Consider the following 17,449-nt stretch of genomic DNA (forward strand, 5'->3'; position numbering starts at 1 on the left):
TAAAGAATGAAATTACCGCTCGCTCTTATAAAAGCATTTTTTATACTACTTGGTATTTACTGTGGTTATGCCCAGCAAAACCCGCAGTTTACCCAGTATCAATTTAACCCTATGACCGTCAATGCCGGGTATACGGGGTCCCGGGGGGATCTCACCTTAATGGCATTATACCGCAGCCAGTGGTCTGGGATAGAGGGAGCGCCCAGGACTATGACTTTTAGTGTGGAAACCCCAGTGGGAACATTTGACGGGTTGGGTCTTTCCGTCATACAGGATGAGCTGGGGCCTTCACAGGAAACCTATATGGATGCGAATTATGCACACACCCTGTTGCTGAATTCGACCAATGCCCGGCTGGGCCTTGGTATCAAAGCCGGTGTCCGGCTCCTCTCCATCGATTGGTCCAAGGGAAATTTCAGGGATCCGGAAGCGGTTTTTAATACGAATATCAACAGCAAACTTTTGCCCAACCTTGGGGCGGGAGGGTACTTTTATTCTGATAAATCTTACCTGGGTTTTTCTATTCCAAACCTGCTTCCCAATGTCCGCTACGAGGAATTCGAAGAAGCAGAAGAAACAGAGCGCATACAGTACTACCTTATCGGAGGTCATGTATTTGAACTGGGATCCGACATTAAATTCAAGCCTTCCTTCTATCTGAAATATGTCCGCGGTAACCCACTATCCAAGGATGTTTCCGCAAATTTTTTGTTATTCGACACCTTTTCCCTTGGTGCAAATTATCGATTTGACGAATCCCTGAGCGGGGTACTGGGTATGGAGATCGCCCCGGGCTTCATTTTTGGTTATGCCTATGATTATAATACCAATGAACTCAATTATTATAATTCGGGTTCCCATGAAGTTTTTCTGAGATACCAATTGGTATCCAAGGGAACTATTTTAAAATCTCCCAGGTTCTTCTAAACATGGATTTGCATCTGCGCTTTCATTCCTAGGATACCTGAAATTTGCCCCAGACAAGGTGGGGTATTTCATCGATGAACTACATTAATACGGCATACACGACAAAAAAGCCTTGTTTCACAACAAAAAATAATCCAGGGATGGGGTTATCCCTAATTTCAGCGTTACCTAAGATACGGGTACATGTTTTTTACAACTATGCCCGGGCACAGAACAAACCGAATGTCAATAGCAATTTCCCCGATTATACAGCAATGAAGATAAACATAACATTTGTCCTGGTTTTCACCGCGTTCCTGCTGGTGCATACCGCCTTTGCACAGACCCCCCCGGCAGATACCATGGCGGCAACCGGAGGAATTGCTCCTGTGTCTTTTCAGTCGGCAGAAAAGAATACCAGCAATACGGATCAAAAGGAGGACAGCGAGGCCTTCCTGCGAGAAGCAAAAAAGCATAAGATCCTTACAAGGAAATTTGATCATCTCCCCGAATATGTTAATGGATATTATATAGTAGCCGGAGTATTTGGCGAAAAAGCAAATGCCCGGAAATCGGTTCGGAACCTCAGCAAAAGAGGATTCAAGGCAGATTTTGTCTACAACCCTGCTAATAAAATGCACTATGTTTACCTGCAGCACTATGCCAGGTGGCAGGATGCCATAGAAGCCTGCAATTCCAACCTGGACAACCGGTACGGTTCTACCACCTGGATCCTGCAGATGGCAAACCCCCAGCCAGACCGGGAAGCAATGGTACAGCAGGCCGTGGAAACCGAACAGATGGCCCTGCAGCGCGAATTAAGAGAAGTACAGGCCCCTAATACCGCCCTTACAAAGAAAATAGCCGAGGTAAAAGATCGGGAACTGAATACACCGGCCACCGTAAAGGAATCATTTATGAAGGCCAGCAGTCCTTCAGCCTATGATGATAACAGTACCTCTAAACTTCTTCAGAAAGCCGACCAGTATTTTGATAAAATGTGGTACGCAGAAGCGGCCGAACTTTATGAACTGGCCCTGGAGGACAGCGAGAACTATTCCTTTAAGACCATCGAAAGGGTCGGGGATGCTCATTATTTCAATACCAACATGGTGCGAGCCTATTATTGGTATGATATGTTGTACGATAAGTACAAAAAGGAAATGAGTACAGATAATATTTTCAAATATGCTCATTCGCTGAAAGGAACCGGGAAATACAGCAGGGCTAAACGCCTGATGCGTTTATACAACAAAGAACTGGAGAAACAGGATGAGGATGCCCGGAACAACATCCCCCGGGTCACCAGGGGTGAAGTGGTACTGGATAATATTCTGAAGAGTGAGACCCAGATGGAGGTTAAAAACCTTGACATCAACTCTAAATATTCCGATTTCAGCCCGATGAGATACGGCAAAGACCAATTGGTGTTTGCATCCGCTGCCGATAGTTCGTTCTTCAGTACACGGAGATACAAGTGGAACAATCAACCCTACCTGGACTTGTACGTAGCTAAAATGAATGAAGAAAGCCAGGAAGTCCGGGATGCCGTAAAGTTTGACAAGACCGTTAATACCAAATACCACGAGGCTTCGGTCACCTTCTCCCCTGACCAGAACACCATCTATTTTACGCGTAATAACTACGGGAAGAAGCTGAAAAGAGATAAACACGGGGTAAACCATCTAAAAATATACCGATCAATCAAAACAGAGAAGGGCTGGTCCGAAGCTGAGGCATTACCATTTACGAGTGACGATTATTCTACGGGTCACCCTGCCTTAAGCCCTGACGGGAAGCAATTGTATTTTGTATCAGATATGCCGGGAACCATAGGAGCCACAGATATTTTCGTGGTTGATGTCATGGAGGACGGCAGTTTTTCAGATCCCAGGAACCTGGGTCCCGAGATCAATACGGATCGGAAAGAAATGTTCCCTTTTATCAACGAGGACAAGCTTTATTTTTCTTCTGACGGTCATGTGGGACTGGGCGGACTAGATATTTTCGAGGTGGCCTTCAACCAGGAAGACGGTTTTCTGGAAGTTCGGAATCTCGGCCGACCCGTAAACAGCAATAAAGACGATTTCTCCTTTATCATAGATGAGAAAACCCAAAAAGGATTCTTCGCTTCTAACCGCAGTGGGGGGAAAGGTGATGATGATATCTATTCCTTTAAGAAGCTGATCCCTGAAGAGGTCAACGAAAATGCGATTGCCGGGATCGTCACAGAGATTGTTAACGGAGAAGTTGTCCCGGAGGCCCTGGTCACTTTACTGGATGAAAACAACAGGAAACTTAAAGAAGTAGTTACCGAAGCTGATGGTTCCTTTGTCTTTGAAGATCTTGAAGGGAACACCAAATATTCTATACAGGTAAACAAAGAATCCTATTTTGAAAGCAAAACAGAGGTAACTACACTCGACAACGTACGTATAGACACCGCATTTGAGCTGAAGAAACTGGAAGAGTTGATCGCCGTGGAAGACGGTATCCGCAAAATTAAGATGGATATGATCTACTTTGATTTTGACAAGTTCAATATACGGCAGGATGCCTCGGAGGAATTGGACAAACTCGTCGCGATTCTTAACGAATATCCAAGTATGGTCATCAAGATCGAATCCCATACGGATTCGCGCGGACCCAGGGTCTATAACACTTACCTTTCAGACAGGAGGGCGAAATCTACCCGTGATTACCTGGTATCCCAGGGGATAGATCCCAAACGAATACAGAGCGCCATTGGATATGGCGAAGATCGCCTGCTGAACGAATGTGACGGAAGTGTACGATGCAGCAGCCAGCAACACCAGCTTAACAGGAGATCAGAGTTTATCATCGTGGATATGTAAATATTATGATTTAATTGACCAACCAACCTAAACCGCCCTGGATATCCCGGGCGGTTTTTTTGCTTCCAGTGGTCTTCTTAGCCGTGAAAACAGGAGTAAAACAAGCTTTAACCACTTTAACTGCTTCTTTTACAACAAATTAAGCCTGGTTTATACTTTGCCTGGGTCAGACGGAGTTATACTTATACCTATACGGCTTACCTTCCATGAAGCAATTTGCATTTCTTAAAGAACTTTACCTCAGCGCCTTCAGGGATATAGGGAATTTCCTGGTGCGCAATTACTTTAAGCTGTTCTCCTGGTTCTGCTTCATGTTATTTGCTATCGTATTATATGCTTTCGTCTACCGCTTACTGACGGGCTATGCCTTCTAGCCATAAAAAAACGCCCCTGCCGGGACGTTGTATGTTTCTGGTGAAATATGTCGTGACCTTTATGATAACAGCTTAAAAGCCTTCCTGAGGCTTACGGAGCGGGCTCCGTTTTGGGTTTATTGAATTCCAGTGTCTTCAGGATAGCTTCCAGTTCAAACATATAATCTCTTTTATTGGTAGAAGGGGCAAAGGTGAACCCTTCGAGCACAATTTTCCTGTCGTTCTCCGGGTCATCCACTATATAGGTCAGGAATGGGCCGGCCATTGGGTAATTCTCTATCTCCCAGATTCCTCTGACTTCCAGGGCGTCCCTACCTGATATCTGGGTAGTAAAGACATAAGGTGCAAAAGCCTTCTCTGTAGAGAGATACGTGGTCTTGCCGGGAATGTCTGGTCCGGGCACGTACATTTTGCCGATAGAATCGCGCATCTTTACAATATCCTTTACCAGGGTGGTATCATTGTCAAAGTGGTCAGCCGGCATAGTGTAGGCCAGGATATTCATGGTTCCTTTTTGTATCTCCCGGTCTATCCACACAAAATTCTCCTCTTCTTTGCCCACCTTGTAAATAAGCGGCAAGTCCAGGCTGACCCCGAATTTGTCCTGTAATACAGTACTTTTATTTAAAGACCGTCTGAACCGGTTTTGTGTTTCTTCAATCTCCTGTTGCTTGAAAGCGGCGACCAGGGTCCCGGCTTCCTCTTTTAAATTTTCTATCAACTGGTCTTTAGTGGGTGCTTTCACCACGGCTACGATCTGCGGCCGAGCATAGACATCCTTCTTATAGTGTGCCACATCAGCACTGTCTATACTCACAAAAAGTACAGCCCTCCTGTGCCGGGTGGTACCCGTGAATACACGCTGGGGCATGTGTTCTATATTAAAAACAGGTTCTTCCCAGGTAAGTCCGATCGCAGGGGCAGCAAAAATTGCGCGGACACTGTCTCCCACCGCACTTTCCCATAAGTGGTTCTCCATCACCACGGAAAGGGAGTTGATAGATCCAAGGGATGCAGGTTTATAGGTCTTCTTTTTTTTCTCTTCGCAGGCGGTAAATAAAATAAGTAAAGCTAATAGTGTTCCCAGGTATCTCATCGTTGGTTTGTGTTTAAGAAGAACATTCGCATAATTTCAATCGGGTACCGGGAATCAGGTTATTACTGCTGAGACGGTTCCACTTTTTAAGGTTATCAATAGTTATGCCAGGATATTTCTTCGAGATGGTCCATAGAGAGTCCCCTTTCTGCACCACGTGAGTCTTGGCATTGCTGGTGGAAGCGGAGTTGTTCGATGCTGTCGGGGTAGCGGTAGTTACCGGTTTCCTGGGATATATGGTCAGTCTTTGCCCCACCCTGATATTATTGCTCCGCAAGCCATTCCATCGCTTTATCTGGCTGACGCCAACGCCGTACCTCTCTGCTATCCTGCCGAGGTAATCCCCGCTCCGGACCTTATACCTGATCCGCTCTTCTGCCTGTACCAGCTGGGGTAATGGTTTTTCCCGCTGGGCCAGTTCTTTTTCCACATGGGCATAGATGGCGGGTTCATTGTTGACGAATTTACCAACAGCCCATTTGGGAAGGCGAAGTACGTGGGTCTTGCCTTCGATCTTCGGAATAATATTCAGTTTGTAGGAAGGGTTGAGGGTTTTCAGGTCCTCCTGGCTGACCCCGACCAGTTCTGATATCTGGTCAAAAGTGATCATTTGCTTTACGTGAACGGTATCGGTCTCGAAATAAGGCCGGTCTGCTTTCTTGATCTGTAACTTATGTTCGTCTGCGTATTCAAAAATATACATGGTCGCTAAAAAGGCCGGCACATAACCCGCTGTCTCCCTGGGGAGATGGGATCTCAGGTTCCAGTAATTCTTTTGTCCTCCTGATCGGCGAATCGCCTTGTTTACATTGCCCGGGCCCGAATTATACGCTGCAAGGGCCAGGTCCCAGTCTCCAAAAATGTCGTACAGCTTTGAAAGGTACTGGCAGGCAGCTTCCGTTGATTGTATAGGGTCACTGCGTTCATCCACGTAACTGCTGACATCCAGGTCGTACATTTTCCCTGTACCGTACATGAACTGCCATAACCCCGTAGCCCCCACCCTGGATTTAGCCCGCGGGTTAAGTGCAGATTCTATAATAGCCAGGTATTTTATCTCCAGGGGGATGTTATATTTATCAAGTGCCTGTTCAAACATCGGGAAATAGAACTGGCTGCTGGTAAGCATTCTCTCCATCAGGCCGCGCTTTCGGAGCAGGAAAGAATTGATGACATTTTCAAGGGACGGATTGTACTCCACATTAAAAGGAGTCTTCTCGTTCAGTCTTGCCAGACGTTCCTTGAGCGTTTCCGTATCCACTGCCTTATAGGCCGGGTCCAGGGTATCCAGGTTGATCACCGTCTCCTGTATCTCGTTATAATAAGAGGCATTCTCACTCAATTCCTTTAGCCAGAGACTGTCGTATTTCGCTGCTTCTGCATGGTCTTCCAGAAGGTATCCCTTTTTCCCGCTGGTTCCCATGACACCTTCCTCCCCGGGCAGCACTACTTTTTTTAACACCAGCTGTTCTACTTCAGCTTCTGCTATAGCAATACTATCAGTCAGCCTTTCCTTTTCTGCTTCTTCCTCCTTATTGTTGTCGCTTTGTTGGGCGAAAACTGGGAAAGCCAGCAGCAGCAAGGCTGTACTCCATCGGATATTGAGATTTGTAGTCATAGGTTTTTTCTTTGATTCAGAGCGGATTACGAAAATCGGTTTTTTTCCCGAAATTCTGAAATTTCTGCAGCAACAGGGATTAAGTAACAGTCTTACAGTTGATAACGCGGGGGTTTAGTCCGTTATTGCGGCTATCCCGGGAAGTGTTTTCCCTTCCAGGCTTTCGAGCATTGCTCCCCCGCCCGTAGACACGTAGCTCACCTTATCCTCGAACCCGAACTGCTTCACTGCAGCAACAGAATCGCCACCGCCCACGAGCGAAAAAGCACCGGCTTTAGTAGCTTCATCGATCTGGTTACCCACGGCAATAGTTCCTTTGGCAAAATTGGGCATTTCAAAAACTCCCACAGGCCCGTTCCAGAGGATCGTTCTCGATTTCAGGATGACCTCCTTAAATCGTTCCAGGGTTTCCGGCCCGGCATCCAGTCCTTGCCATCCTTCGGGAATCTCATCCACGGATACCACTTTTGTATTGGCATTGTTATTAAAATCATCGGCAGCCACGACGTCTACAGGAAGATGTACTTCCACTCCCTTGGATTTTGCTTTCTCAAGAATTTCCAGGGCCAGTTCCTGTTTATCATCTTCACAAATAGAATCCCCTACTTTACCGCCACGCGCCTTTACGAAGGTGTAGGTCATTCCCCCGCCAATGATCAGGTGATCTATTTTATCCAGTATGTTCTCTATGATGGTGATCTTGGATGAAACTTTTGCCCCGCCCAGTACCGCGGTAACGGGCTTTTCCCCGGTCTCCATTACTTTCTTGATGGCGGCGATCTCTTTGGCCATCAGGTAACCAAAACATTTGGAGCCCTCAAAATACCGGGCAATAATGGTGGTAGAAGCATGCGCCCTGTGTGCAGTTCCGAAAGCATCGTTGACGTAGATATCCCCGAGTTCAGACAACTCTTTGGCAAAACCTGCATCGCCCGCTTCTTCTTCTGCGTGGAACCGCAGGTTTTCCAACAGCAGTATCTCCCCGCTTTTAAGTGCCTGGGCGGCTGCCTTAGCTTCCTCCCCGATACAGTCGGCCACAAAATTAACCTTGACCCCCAGGATCTCCGAGGCTTTATCCACCAGGTGTTTTAAAGACATATCCGGGTCAGATTTTCCTTTCGGCCTGCCGAGATGACTCATCAGGATCGCGCTCCCCCCATCTTCTAAGATCTTCAGGATTGTAGGCCGGGCCGCCTCTATCCTGTTGGTGTCCGTTACTTCAAATTTCTCATTAAGAGGTACATTAAAATCTACCCTTACAAGAGCTTTCTTTCCGTCAAAGTTAAAATCATCTATAGTTGTCATCGCGGTTTATTTTTATAGGAAAAACAAATGTAAAGATTTATGCGGGCTACATGAAGTACCGCCAGTATTTATTTGGTATGCAGAAAATATCAAATACCCTATCTTTGGCCTCTATGAAGTTTAAGGAGGTCCTGGGATTAACTCATATTAAAAGTCACCTTACCGCCAGTGCAGACGCAGGCAGAATTCCACATGCCCAGTTGCTGGTTGGCCCGGAGGGAAGCGGGACCCTGCCTATAGCCCTGGCTTATGCACAGTATTTACTTTGCGGCAACACAGGCGGCGAAAATGAGCCGGACTTCTCACCCTGCAACAGCAAATGCAGTAACCTCACCCATCCCGATCTGCACTTTGCATTCCCGGTGGCAAAAAGAGATAAGGATCACCCGGTCAGCAGTCATTTTTTACCGGAATGGCGACAATTCCTGAAAGAACAACCTTACGGCAATCTTTTCGACTGGTACCGCATGATTGGTATTGAGAAAAAACAGGGAAGGATTGGGGTGGATGAAGCCCAGGATATCGTTAAGAAATTATCCCTGAAATCCTATGAAGGAGGTTATAAGGTAATGATCATCTGGATGGCTGAGGCAATGAATACCGAAGCCTCTAACAAACTATTAAAACTGATCGAGGAACCTCCCGCAAAAACTGTCTTCATTTTTATTACCGAAGACGAGTCACAGTTGTTGCAAACCATTCGTTCGCGTTGCCAGATCATCCATTTTCCGCCCCTGGCGGAAGAAGTGATCGCCGATGCCCTGGTGGCCAACGGTTTGGAAAGGCAAGAGGCTTTGAGGCTTGCCCATGAATCCAATGGTAATTACAACAAGGCGCTGGACCTGATGAACCATGATTCTGAAGACCTGGTGTTTGAGAAGTGGTTTATACAGTGGGTGCGTTCTGCCTTTAAGGCCAAGGGTAATAAGGCTGCGATTCACGACCTGATCATGTGGAGCGAAGAAGTTGCCCGTACCGGGCGGGAAACTCAGAAGAATTTCCTCCGCTACTGTTTAACGGTTATCCGCCAGGCCATGCTGTTGAATTACAATGTGGCCCCCCTGGCCTACCTTCGGATGCATTCGGAAGATTTTAAACTTGAGAAATTTGCGCCTTTCGTACACGAGAATAACGTGGAAGCCCTGGTCAGTGAACTGGAAGATGCCATGTACCATATTGAGCGCAACGGGAATCCGAAAATCATTTTTACAGACCTGTCTATAAAACTCACACGGCTATTACATAACAAAGCCGCCTAAACTCTAAACCATGAATCCATTTTTGACGTATCCTACGGAATTACTCATTTTAGTCTTCCTGATCATTACCTTTTTGCAAAGCGCTATTGATAAGGTAATAGACTGGTCAGGAAACCTGGGGTGGCTAAAAGGTCATTTTGAAGAAACACCCCTGGCGAAAATGGTGCCGGCACTTTTAATGACCGTTTTGATTACCGAAATGGCGGCCGGAATATTTTGTGCACTGGGCATTTACCAGCTGGTAGGGGAAGGAGAAAAAACCATGGCTCTTTATGGTGCTGTACTTTCCTGTATAGCCCTGCTGATGCTCTTATTTGGTCAGAGACTGGCCAAGGATTACGAGGGAGCAAAGACCATCGCGGTATATTTTATCCCTGCAGTATTCCTGGTTTACCTGCTGCAGCCATTGTAGTTCGTTAAGCATAAGACATAAAAAAAAGGGCCTCCAGGGGCCCTTTTCTGTTTTCGTCTATAGAAGATTACTTCTCGTAGGAGTCATTCAGCACCTTCAGGATATCCTCTGTAAGGTCTTTGCTCTCTTCTCCGTAGAGAACACTACCGCCGTCTCCTCCTCCAAGGATAAAGGTATAGCCGTTGTTTTCGCCGTACTCCCGAACCACTTTGCGTACCTTATTGACCAGGCTGTCCATTTCTGTCTGGCCTTCCATCTGCATCTGCTGCTCTGCCATTTGTAACTGCTGCCCGATCTGCTGTCCGCGTTGCTGCAGCTTTCCATACTCCTCCTGTGCCTTCTGCTGAGACATTTTCTGTGCCTCTGACTGGAACGCCTGTGCTTCTGCCTGGAATGCCTGAGAGATGCTGTCCCTTTTTTTCGTCAGGCTGTCTGTACGTAGTTTGTACTTTGCCTCGATATCTTTCTTCTCCTGATATCCTTCCATCAGCTTTACGCTGTCTACATATCCGATCTTTTGCTCCTGGCAACCGATAAGCCCTAACAGGGCAATTGCAATCAAAAAGTGTTTCATAAGGTTTAGTTTAAGATGGCAAAAATAAAAAAGCATTTACAAACCGGCTTATTTTTATCCAAGGGATTCCAAGCCTGCGTCTCGATCATTTTCAATATATAGATAGTATTTATAATTATATTATACAACATAGACATAATCAATTAAAATACTGCTATTTACAAGGGCTTTTAGGGGCTGTTCTTCCATCTTTATATATGATTGCACATCCGCAGGCAGAAAAGCCCGCAAATCGCCTCTCAGGCCTTTCTGCGTTCAGGACGCAGCAGGTAGACCACGGATGAATACTCCCCGGTACGACTTGCGCTTAAATTGGACCGCAAGCCGTTCCATAGTCCTGCAATGGGCCGTGGTTTTCCGTGCTTAAATTTTTCAGAGAGAAGGGAGACATAGAAAGCATCAAAGATCAAGGCTTGTTCTTTTATCACTTCAAATCCATGGGTCTTAAATAAGTGATGAACGGATCTTCTGGAAAAATGCCAGATATGACGAGGCACATCCAGGGCTGCCCAAAATTTCCCATAATGCTCCGCGTCTAAGGATCTGAAATTTGGCATGGCCACTACCAGCAAACCGTCATCATCAAGAAGCTGTTTTAATTTTTTTATGGTCGCTGCCGGATCCGGTAAATGTTCCAGGACATGCCACATGGTAACAAGGTCGTAGCGGTTTTCTTTTAAGTCTTCAAATGATGAAACTAAATTCACTCCTTTCAGCTCTGCCTTTTTCCGGGCATCCGGATTTGGTTCAATTCCCTCACATAGCCAGGAACGCGATTTTGCATAACCGATCCAATCCCCGGAACCGGCCCCAATATCCAAAAGTCTTTCGCCCTTATTTAGGTGAGGTTCGATCATCTTCAATTTTCTGGACATCATATACCGCTTTACCAATTGGTATATTTTATGCATCAACGTTCTCCTGGAATCAGAATGTGAGATATATTCCCCTTCATAGTACCTATGCAAAGTATTAGGCAGAGGTGTTGTCTTTAACATATCGAGATCCGCATTGCGGTGCAGGCGGAATACCTCTCCACTATTCGCATAATCCACGGTTTCCAGGAACAGTTCCGGGAATTCAATCTTCTGTAAATCGATCGCAGTTGCAGGTGTCATGAAACTGAATGAATTAAAAAGCAGGAAGCGATTAACTTCCTGCTGATCTTATATGTTCCACGTGGAACATTATATATTTACCTCCCCAGGAAAACCAGCAGCACGCTGATGTCGCTGGGCGAAACTCCGCTGATACGGGATGCCTGGGAGATGGTTACCGGCCGTATTTTTTCCAGTTTTTCCCGGGCCTCAAAGGAAAGTGATTTTAATTTACTATAATCAAAGTTCTCAGGAATATTGATGTTTTCCAGGCGCTGGAGTTTATCCGCATTCAGTTTTTCCTTTTCAATATAACCTGAATATTTGACCTGTATTTCGGCTTGTTCCATCACTTCCCTGTCCAGTTCGTGCTCTGTAACAAACCCGGATACTTTCTCGAGTTGCATCATGTGGTCCATCGTTACCTGCGGCCTGGCAAAAACCTTGAACATTTTATCCGCCTGCCCTACCGTGGAGGAATTGACTTCTTCCAGGATAGGATTGATCTCTTCAGGCTGGTAGCTAGTATTCCTGAAAAAATCCACAAATGCCTGGGATTTTCTTTCCTTCTCTTCCATTCGCCTCATCCGCTCTTCGCTCGCTAAACCAATCTCAAAACTGCGCGGGGTAAGACGCAGATCGGCATTATCCTGCCTCAATAAGGTGCGATACTCAGCCCTGGAAGTAAACATTCGGTAAGGTTCTTCTGTTCCTTTGGTGATCAGATCATCTATTAAGACCCCGATATAAGCTTCATCTCTTTTCAGGATAAAAGGATCTTTTTCATTTATTTTCAGGTGTGCGTTGATTCCGGCCATCATTCCCTGGGATGCAGCCTCTTCATATCCTGTCGTCCCATTGATCTGTCCGGCGAAATAGAGATTCTCCACCAGTTTGGTCTCCAGGGTGTGTTTTAATTGTGTAGGCGGAAAATAATCATATTCTATAGCATAGCCGGGACGGAAGAATTTTACCTTCTCAAATCCTTTTACTGATCTCAGGGCCTTAAATTGTACATCTTCCGGCAGGGAGGTAGAAAAGCCATTTACATATACTTCCACGGTATCCCACCCTTCCGGTTCTACAAATAACTGGTGGCTGTCCTTATCCGCGAAACGGTTGATTTTATCCTCTATAGAAGGACAGTACCTGGGGCCAATACTTTTGATTCGCCCGTTGAACATCGGGGAACGATCAAATCCTTCTTTCAGTAAATCATGAACCGTAGCACTGGTATGTGTCATGTAGCACTCTCGTTGTTCTTTAAGAACCGGAGTGTCTAAAAAAGAAAAACGTTCAGGGTTATCATCGCCCGGTTGCGGGATCATTTTTGAATAATCCAAGGAGCGGCCGTCTACGCGTGGTGGCGTACCCGTCTTCATTCTACCACTTTCGAAACCAAAAGATACCAACTGTTCGGTAATGCCTGTTGCCGCCTTTTCACCGGCCCGGCCCCCACCAAATTGTTTGTCCCCTATGTGAATGAGTCCATTCAGGAATGTACCATTCGTTAATATGACGGCTTTAGCTTTGATCTCTAAACCAAGGGATGTTCGGACGCCTACCACCCTATTACCTTCCACAATCAGACCTTGTACCATTTCCTGGTAAAAATCTACATTGGGAGTTCTTTCAAGCATTAATCTCCACTCTTCTGCAAATCGCATCCTGTCATTCTGAGCCCTTGGACTCCACATGGCAGGGCCTTTGGATTTATTAAGCATTTTGAACTGTATGGCCGAACGATCGGTAACAATTCCGCTGTAACCACCCATGGCATCCATCTCACGGACTATCTGTCCCTTTGCAATTCCACCCATAGCAGGATTGCATGACATTTGCCCGATGGTCTGCAGGTTCATAGTCGCCAATAAAGTTTTAGAACCGAGATTCGCAGCTGCAGCTGCGGCCTCTGCCCCGGCATGACCCCCTCCAACAACTATTACATCATATTGCTCATTAAACATAGCTAACATCATTATTGTTCCACGTGGAACATTTCCATTTTCTCATTTTCCTTTCCGCGCATTGTTACTTTCTCCTTCTCCGTTTTGTCGCTATACCCCATCATATGCAGCAATCCATGGCACATTACTCTTCTTAATTCTTCATCTACTTCAAGGTTCAGATCAACAGCATTATCCTTGATCCTGTCAATTGAAATAAAGATATCACTGAAGATTACATTTTCTTCACCATATTCGAAAGTGATGATATCGGTATAATAATCATGTCCCAAATGTTGCTTGTTGATCCCTAACAACTCTTCATCGGAACAGAAGATATAGTTCAGGGAATCCAGTTCATATTCCTCACTAGCTACTACCTTTTCCAACCATTCGGTATATTTTTCTTCATTCTCCAGTTCAAAATCAGTCTGGTAGTGATACTCTATCATTCCTTTTAAAATATTCTTTTACGCGGGTTTTCAAATTTTGCCGCAAAGGTAAGGCTTGTCTGTCTAATAACTCAATTTCAGGGGTATATTTCTCAAGGCCTGTGGGCTTCGTAGTAATCGGGGTATCAAAGAGTTGTTCGTTACTCCTGCTCTCTCTTTCCTCTTTTTCTCCTTGCTCCAGGGCCGCATTTTCCAGTTTCATCAACTGTTGCCGGATCATATTGACTTTAGTCATACTGCGTTCGGTAATTCCGTTCTCCAGCAGATCATTTTCAAAATCCTCCATCTGTCTCAGTAAGCGTTGCGTTAAGGCCCTTTCCTCGGCACTTATCATATCCTCTAATTGTTTCTCTAATTGCTGCCGTAACCGTTGTTGTTTTTTGTATATCCCATATATTTCTTCCAGCGAGTCCTCACTGCCTCCCGGGCCCGGTCCTTCTCCCTCTGAACCGTTCTTCCCTGACCCATTTTCCTTTCCATCTTTCCCGGATCCGTTCTTCTCCCCCTTACCAGAACTATCGCCGTTTCCTTGATCTTTTCCCTGCTCACCTTCACCCATTCCTGCATCCTGACCTTCACCCTTAGAACCTTCGCCTTTATTACCCATCTGGCCCATCTGTTGTTGTAATTCTCCCTGTCCTTTTATGATATCAGGCAACTGGAACCCACCCTCCTGCTGTCCTGAACCGGGTCCCTGTTGCAGGCTTTGCTGCATATTCTCCAGGATATCCGCTAGGAAATCAGCCAGGTTGTTAGCTGCCGTGATCACGTATTGCTGGTAGGATGCACCCTGGTAAACCTGGCTTTCCGTCAGGCTCTCTAATGTTTTATCTATGTTATAATAAACCTCCCCGATCTGCTCATTTACAAATTCTGACAATTCTGACCTTCTTAATGACAAAGCGAAAAGACTGTCATCTACATGGGTAAACAATTGCTGCAGTTGTTGCTGGTCCTTGACAAGTTCTCCATAGGGAGCGAGTTCTGACTCCCTCTGGGAAAGTTGATCATAGAGGCACTCCTGTTTAAACGAGAATTTAATCAGGTTGTCAAGGATCTGCCTGAGCATTTCCGCATCCTCTGCCATTCCCTCGCTTCCTCCGGCAGAGGAACCCGCCTTTTGCAAAGCTTCTGCCATTTCCTTCAGCTTTTGCGCAGCGGATTTCTGTTGCTGACTTGCCTTTTCCCTATTCTCTTTATCCGAATTCCCATTGTTACTTTGTGGACTTACCTTTTTAAGTTCCTCCAGGGCCTTTTCCTGGTCTTCTTCTACTCCCTGTTTTTTTTCTTCATCAAAAGGAAGTTCAAGGGGCTTTTTCAATTGCTCATTATCCTTGAGCAGTGAATCCATTTCCCGCCCGGTCTTTTCAAATGCCTTATTTAATTTTTCCTGTTCCTGTAGCAGGGAATCCTTTGCTGCCACGGATTCTGCCTGGGCCTGTTGCTGATTTGCCTGTTTTTCCAATTCAAATGCCAGCTGGGCCGCCTTCTCCGTGACATAATACCGTTTCGTTAGCTCGAGCAACTGCTCAAGGCTCCTGGCGTTATTCTTTTGATCTTTTGCAAGCTCTTCCAGCCTGTTCTGAAGATCCTCCTTTTCTATCCTATCTGCCACCTTGTTCAACTCCTCAAGGAGTCGCTCATTCTTCCTGGCCAACATTTCCTGCCTTTCAAGGCGTTCCTGCAGTAACTTATTCTCTTTATCACTTTTGTCCAGGGATTGCAGGTTTTCCTTGAGCTCCTTCGCAAATTTTCCCATCATCTCCTCTTGTTGTTCCTGTTTACGGAGAAAATCCGACACTTTCTGCTGGTCGTTGAACTCCAGCATATCCTTTTCTTTTTGGTCTTTGTTGAGCTCTTCCAGCGCCTTTCTCTGATCCTTAAGATTCTCTAAGGTCTTACCCAGATTTTTAATGGTCCTGTTCTGTTGCTCTAACTGCTTATCTCTTATCTCAACCTCGTCCAGGATCTTTAAGGTAAAAACCCGGCTGTTTGTTGTCTTCCCGTTCCTTAAGCCGTCGTTGTCCCTTGCAGAAAAATACAGCTCATACGTAACCCCTTGTTCAATATCGAGCCCGCTGGGCCAGGTATAAAAGAAATCGTGCAGCACGGCGCCAGGGCGCTCTAACAGCACGTATTCAGCTTTATCATCCTGTCCCTCAGGGTAATAAGTGACGCCGAGCTGTTCTATTCCATGATCATCCGTAGCGGTGCCTATGAAATAACTGAGTTGTGGGTTGATAGAGTCCATTTGCTGTATCACTTCCAGCTGGGGATGAGCATCGGGAATAACCTCCAGCTCGTATTCAAGTTTCTCAAAGTCATTCACATTTTCATTCGAGGTAATTATCCGGTATTTGGTGCCACGGTATATTCTTTGTTGATATGAAAAAGTGTTAGCCCTGTTATCCAACCGGATAACCGAATCCTCCATATGAATCCTTATATCCCCGGTGTGCTGTGCCCTAAGATCCCACTCAACCAGGGTGCCTTCCGGTATAGTCGCGTTGCCGGTACTTTTAATTTCATCATTCTCCCGGTCCAGGTAATCTGGATAGTCCAGCCGCAGAATAAAATCCTGTATCTCTGGAATCTCCAGTGCCTTTACCTCGTATGTCTCCGAGCGTATGCCCGCAGCGGAAAAATAAAATGATGCATCGGCCTGCGGTGGTTTAATGGTATAACTATAGTTGCCGTTGTCTTCCTGCATAAGGATATTACGCCCATTAAGTACCAGCTGTACGTTCTCCGGCCTGACCTCCCCTTCTGTGCTGACTTCGATACGAACAGGTTGATGCTTCAGGACCCTGAGTTCCATGGGTTGCAGGACAAAGATGAAAGGTGCGGGTGGTTCATAATACGTAGCGTAATCAACCACCCTTTTATAAGAGGCGGCAAAGGAGTCCAGGTTACCCGAAACCCATATGATCCCAAAAATTAGGAAGGGAATTAGAAGGTATTTCGCATTAGTATAGACTTTCCTGAATTGCAATGCTTGGCTAAAAGGAATGTTTCGCAGTGCGGAGGAGCGCTGTTCTATGCTGGCAAGCAATAACTCGCTTTTATGATCATCCCCGGCAAGATCCAGCAGGTTCACCAGTTTATCCCCTACCTCGGAAAAATGCTGCCCTATAATCGCTGATGCCTGTTTTTCTGTGATTCCCTTCTTGATCCTGAACAGGCGCAAGAGCGGTATAAACACATAATAGCTGAGCATGGCAATTGTCAACAGAACCACACTCCAGAACAGAATGGATCTCAGGGTGCTGTTTAACCAAAAAAAGTATTCCAGGGCTAAGACAAGCAAGAGGTACAGCAGAACCAATGCCGCTGACAGCATTAATCCCTTCACGATCATGCGCAGGTAATATCTACGCATAAAATCGTTCAATTGAGCTTTTATATGCTTAAACGTTTCCAGTAGTAAAATCTTTGTGTAAAGCAAGATAGTTTTTAAGGCATCATGGGGCCTTAAAAAATGTGTTAAATATCCCCTGGGAGTCAATACTGCCATGAATTTGGGATTGTAAATGGCTATGGTTTTATGCTATGCTG

The 17,449-nt window shown here is 45.7% G+C and carries 13 protein-coding genes; 5 read left to right on the forward strand and 8 right to left on the reverse strand.

Going from position 1 to position 17,449, the window contains the following annotated elements; translation table 11 throughout:
• The first annotated feature begins 6 nt into the window (after nt 1-6).
• The 3 genes from CLV82_RS03090 to CLV82_RS14690 all read left to right on the forward strand — a co-directional run bounded on the left by CLV82_RS03090 (nt 7) and on the right by CLV82_RS14690 (nt 4,135).
• On the forward strand, nt 7-927 hold the full coding sequence (locus tag CLV82_RS03090) for a PorP/SprF family type IX secretion system membrane protein (RefSeq protein WP_133642829.1): 921 nt from the start codon (nt 7-9) through the stop codon (nt 925-927).
• A 254-nt stretch (nt 928-1,181) separates the two neighbouring features.
• Complete coding sequence (locus CLV82_RS03095; RefSeq protein WP_243744129.1) at nt 1,182-3,761, forward strand: OmpA family protein; 2,580 nt, start codon at nt 1,182-1,184, stop codon at nt 3,759-3,761.
• Nucleotides 3,762-3,967: 206 nt separating this feature from the next.
• Nucleotides 3,968-4,135, forward strand: a complete 168-nt coding sequence (locus tag CLV82_RS14690; RefSeq protein ID WP_166636661.1) for a DUF6747 family protein — start codon at nt 3,968-3,970, stop codon at nt 4,133-4,135.
• Between the two features lie 91 nt (nt 4,136-4,226).
• Here CLV82_RS14690 and CLV82_RS03100 read toward each other — a convergent pair whose 3' ends face one another.
• The 3 genes from CLV82_RS03100 to CLV82_RS03110 form a co-directional block, all read right to left on the reverse strand.
• Entirely contained in the window at nt 4,227-5,231 is a 1,005-nt protein-coding gene (locus CLV82_RS03100; RefSeq protein WP_133642830.1) for a DUF4837 family protein, read from the reverse strand.
• 13 nt (nt 5,232-5,244) lie between these two features.
• Nucleotides 5,245-6,849 (reverse strand): LysM peptidoglycan-binding domain-containing protein, encoded by a 1,605-nt coding sequence (locus CLV82_RS03105; protein ID WP_133642831.1) that lies wholly within the window; start codon nt 6,847-6,849, stop codon nt 5,245-5,247.
• A 114-nt stretch (nt 6,850-6,963) separates the two neighbouring features.
• Nucleotides 6,964-8,154, reverse strand: coding sequence for a phosphoglycerate kinase (locus CLV82_RS03110; protein ID WP_133642832.1), 1,191 nt, complete (start codon nt 8,152-8,154; stop codon nt 6,964-6,966).
• A 113-nt stretch (nt 8,155-8,267) separates the two neighbouring features.
• Between CLV82_RS03110 and CLV82_RS03115 the strand changes: the two genes are divergently transcribed.
• Together CLV82_RS03115 and CLV82_RS03120 are read left to right on the forward strand one after the other, a co-directional pair.
• Nucleotides 8,268-9,413, forward strand: coding sequence for a DNA polymerase III subunit (locus CLV82_RS03115; RefSeq protein ID WP_133642833.1), 1,146 nt, complete (start codon nt 8,268-8,270; stop codon nt 9,411-9,413).
• Nucleotides 9,414-9,423: 10 nt separating this feature from the next.
• Nucleotides 9,424-9,825, forward strand: a complete 402-nt coding sequence (locus tag CLV82_RS03120; RefSeq protein ID WP_133642834.1) for a DoxX family protein — start codon at nt 9,424-9,426, stop codon at nt 9,823-9,825.
• 67 nt (nt 9,826-9,892) lie between these two features.
• On the opposite strand, the gene CLV82_RS03125 is transcribed toward CLV82_RS03120, so the two are convergent.
• The 5 genes from CLV82_RS03125 to CLV82_RS03145 all read right to left on the reverse strand — a co-directional run bounded on the left by CLV82_RS03125 (nt 9,893) and on the right by CLV82_RS03145 (nt 17,273).
• On the reverse strand, nt 9,893-10,399 hold the full coding sequence (locus CLV82_RS03125; RefSeq protein ID WP_133642835.1) for an OmpH family outer membrane protein: 507 nt from the start codon (nt 10,397-10,399) through the stop codon (nt 9,893-9,895).
• A gap of 239 nt (nt 10,400-10,638) precedes the next feature.
• Nucleotides 10,639-11,517 (reverse strand): class I SAM-dependent methyltransferase, encoded by an 879-nt coding sequence (locus CLV82_RS03130; RefSeq protein ID WP_243744130.1) that lies wholly within the window; start codon nt 11,515-11,517, stop codon nt 10,639-10,641.
• Nucleotides 11,518-11,594: 77 nt separating this feature from the next.
• Complete coding sequence (mnmG, locus tag CLV82_RS03135) at nt 11,595-13,463, reverse strand: tRNA uridine-5-carboxymethylaminomethyl(34) synthesis enzyme MnmG (protein WP_133642836.1); 1,869 nt, start codon at nt 13,461-13,463, stop codon at nt 11,595-11,597.
• Between the two features lie 11 nt (nt 13,464-13,474).
• Nucleotides 13,475-13,894 (reverse strand): rRNA maturation RNase YbeY, encoded by a 420-nt coding sequence (gene ybeY, locus CLV82_RS03140; RefSeq protein ID WP_133642837.1) that lies wholly within the window; start codon nt 13,892-13,894, stop codon nt 13,475-13,477.
• A complete protein-coding gene (locus tag CLV82_RS03145; RefSeq protein ID WP_243744131.1) occupies nt 13,869-17,273 on the reverse strand; it encodes a hypothetical protein in 3,405 nt (1,134 codons plus the stop codon). Before CLV82_RS03145 ends, ybeY begins: the two co-directional genes overlap by 26 nt.
• Nucleotides 17,274-17,449 lie beyond the last annotated feature (176 nt).

Source organism: Zeaxanthinibacter enoshimensis (genome assembly GCF_004362865.1).
GTDB lineage: Bacteria > Bacteroidota > Bacteroidia > Flavobacteriales > Flavobacteriaceae > Zeaxanthinibacter > Zeaxanthinibacter enoshimensis.

What these genes read in the sequence shown, in the direction of transcription:
- CLV82_RS03090 (WP_133642829.1), top strand. Translation starts at nt 7, where the DNA reads ATGAAATTACCGCTCGCTCTTATAAAAGCATTTTTTATACTACTTGGT.
- CLV82_RS03095 (WP_243744129.1), top strand. Translation starts at nt 1,182, where the DNA reads ATGAAGATAAACATAACATTTGTCCTGGTTTTCACCGCGTTCCTGCTG.
- CLV82_RS14690 (WP_166636661.1), top strand. Translation starts at nt 3,968, where the DNA reads ATGAAGCAATTTGCATTTCTTAAAGAACTTTACCTCAGCGCCTTCAGG.
- CLV82_RS03100 (WP_133642830.1), bottom strand. Translation starts at nt 5,231, where the DNA reads ATGAGATACCTGGGAACACTATTAGCTTTACTTATTTTATTTACCGCC.
- CLV82_RS03105 (WP_133642831.1), bottom strand. Translation starts at nt 6,849, where the DNA reads ATGACTACAAATCTCAATATCCGATGGAGTACAGCCTTGCTGCTGCTG.
- CLV82_RS03110 (WP_133642832.1), bottom strand. Translation starts at nt 8,154, where the DNA reads ATGACAACTATAGATGATTTTAACTTTGACGGAAAGAAAGCTCTTGTA.
- CLV82_RS03115 (WP_133642833.1), top strand. Translation starts at nt 8,268, where the DNA reads ATGAAGTTTAAGGAGGTCCTGGGATTAACTCATATTAAAAGTCACCTT.
- CLV82_RS03120 (WP_133642834.1), top strand. Translation starts at nt 9,424, where the DNA reads ATGAATCCATTTTTGACGTATCCTACGGAATTACTCATTTTAGTCTTC.
- CLV82_RS03125 (WP_133642835.1), bottom strand. Translation starts at nt 10,399, where the DNA reads ATGAAACACTTTTTGATTGCAATTGCCCTGTTAGGGCTTATCGGTTGC.
- CLV82_RS03130 (WP_243744130.1), bottom strand. Translation starts at nt 11,517, where the DNA reads ATGACACCTGCAACTGCGATCGATTTACAGAAGATTGAATTCCCGGAA.
- mnmG (WP_133642836.1), bottom strand. Translation starts at nt 13,463, where the DNA reads ATGTTTAATGAGCAATATGATGTAATAGTTGTTGGAGGGGGTCATGCC.
- ybeY (WP_133642837.1), bottom strand. Translation starts at nt 13,894, where the DNA reads ATGATAGAGTATCACTACCAGACTGATTTTGAACTGGAGAATGAAGAA.
- CLV82_RS03145 (WP_243744131.1), bottom strand. Translation starts at nt 17,273, where the DNA reads ATGCGTAGATATTACCTGCGCATGATCGTGAAGGGATTAATGCTGTCA.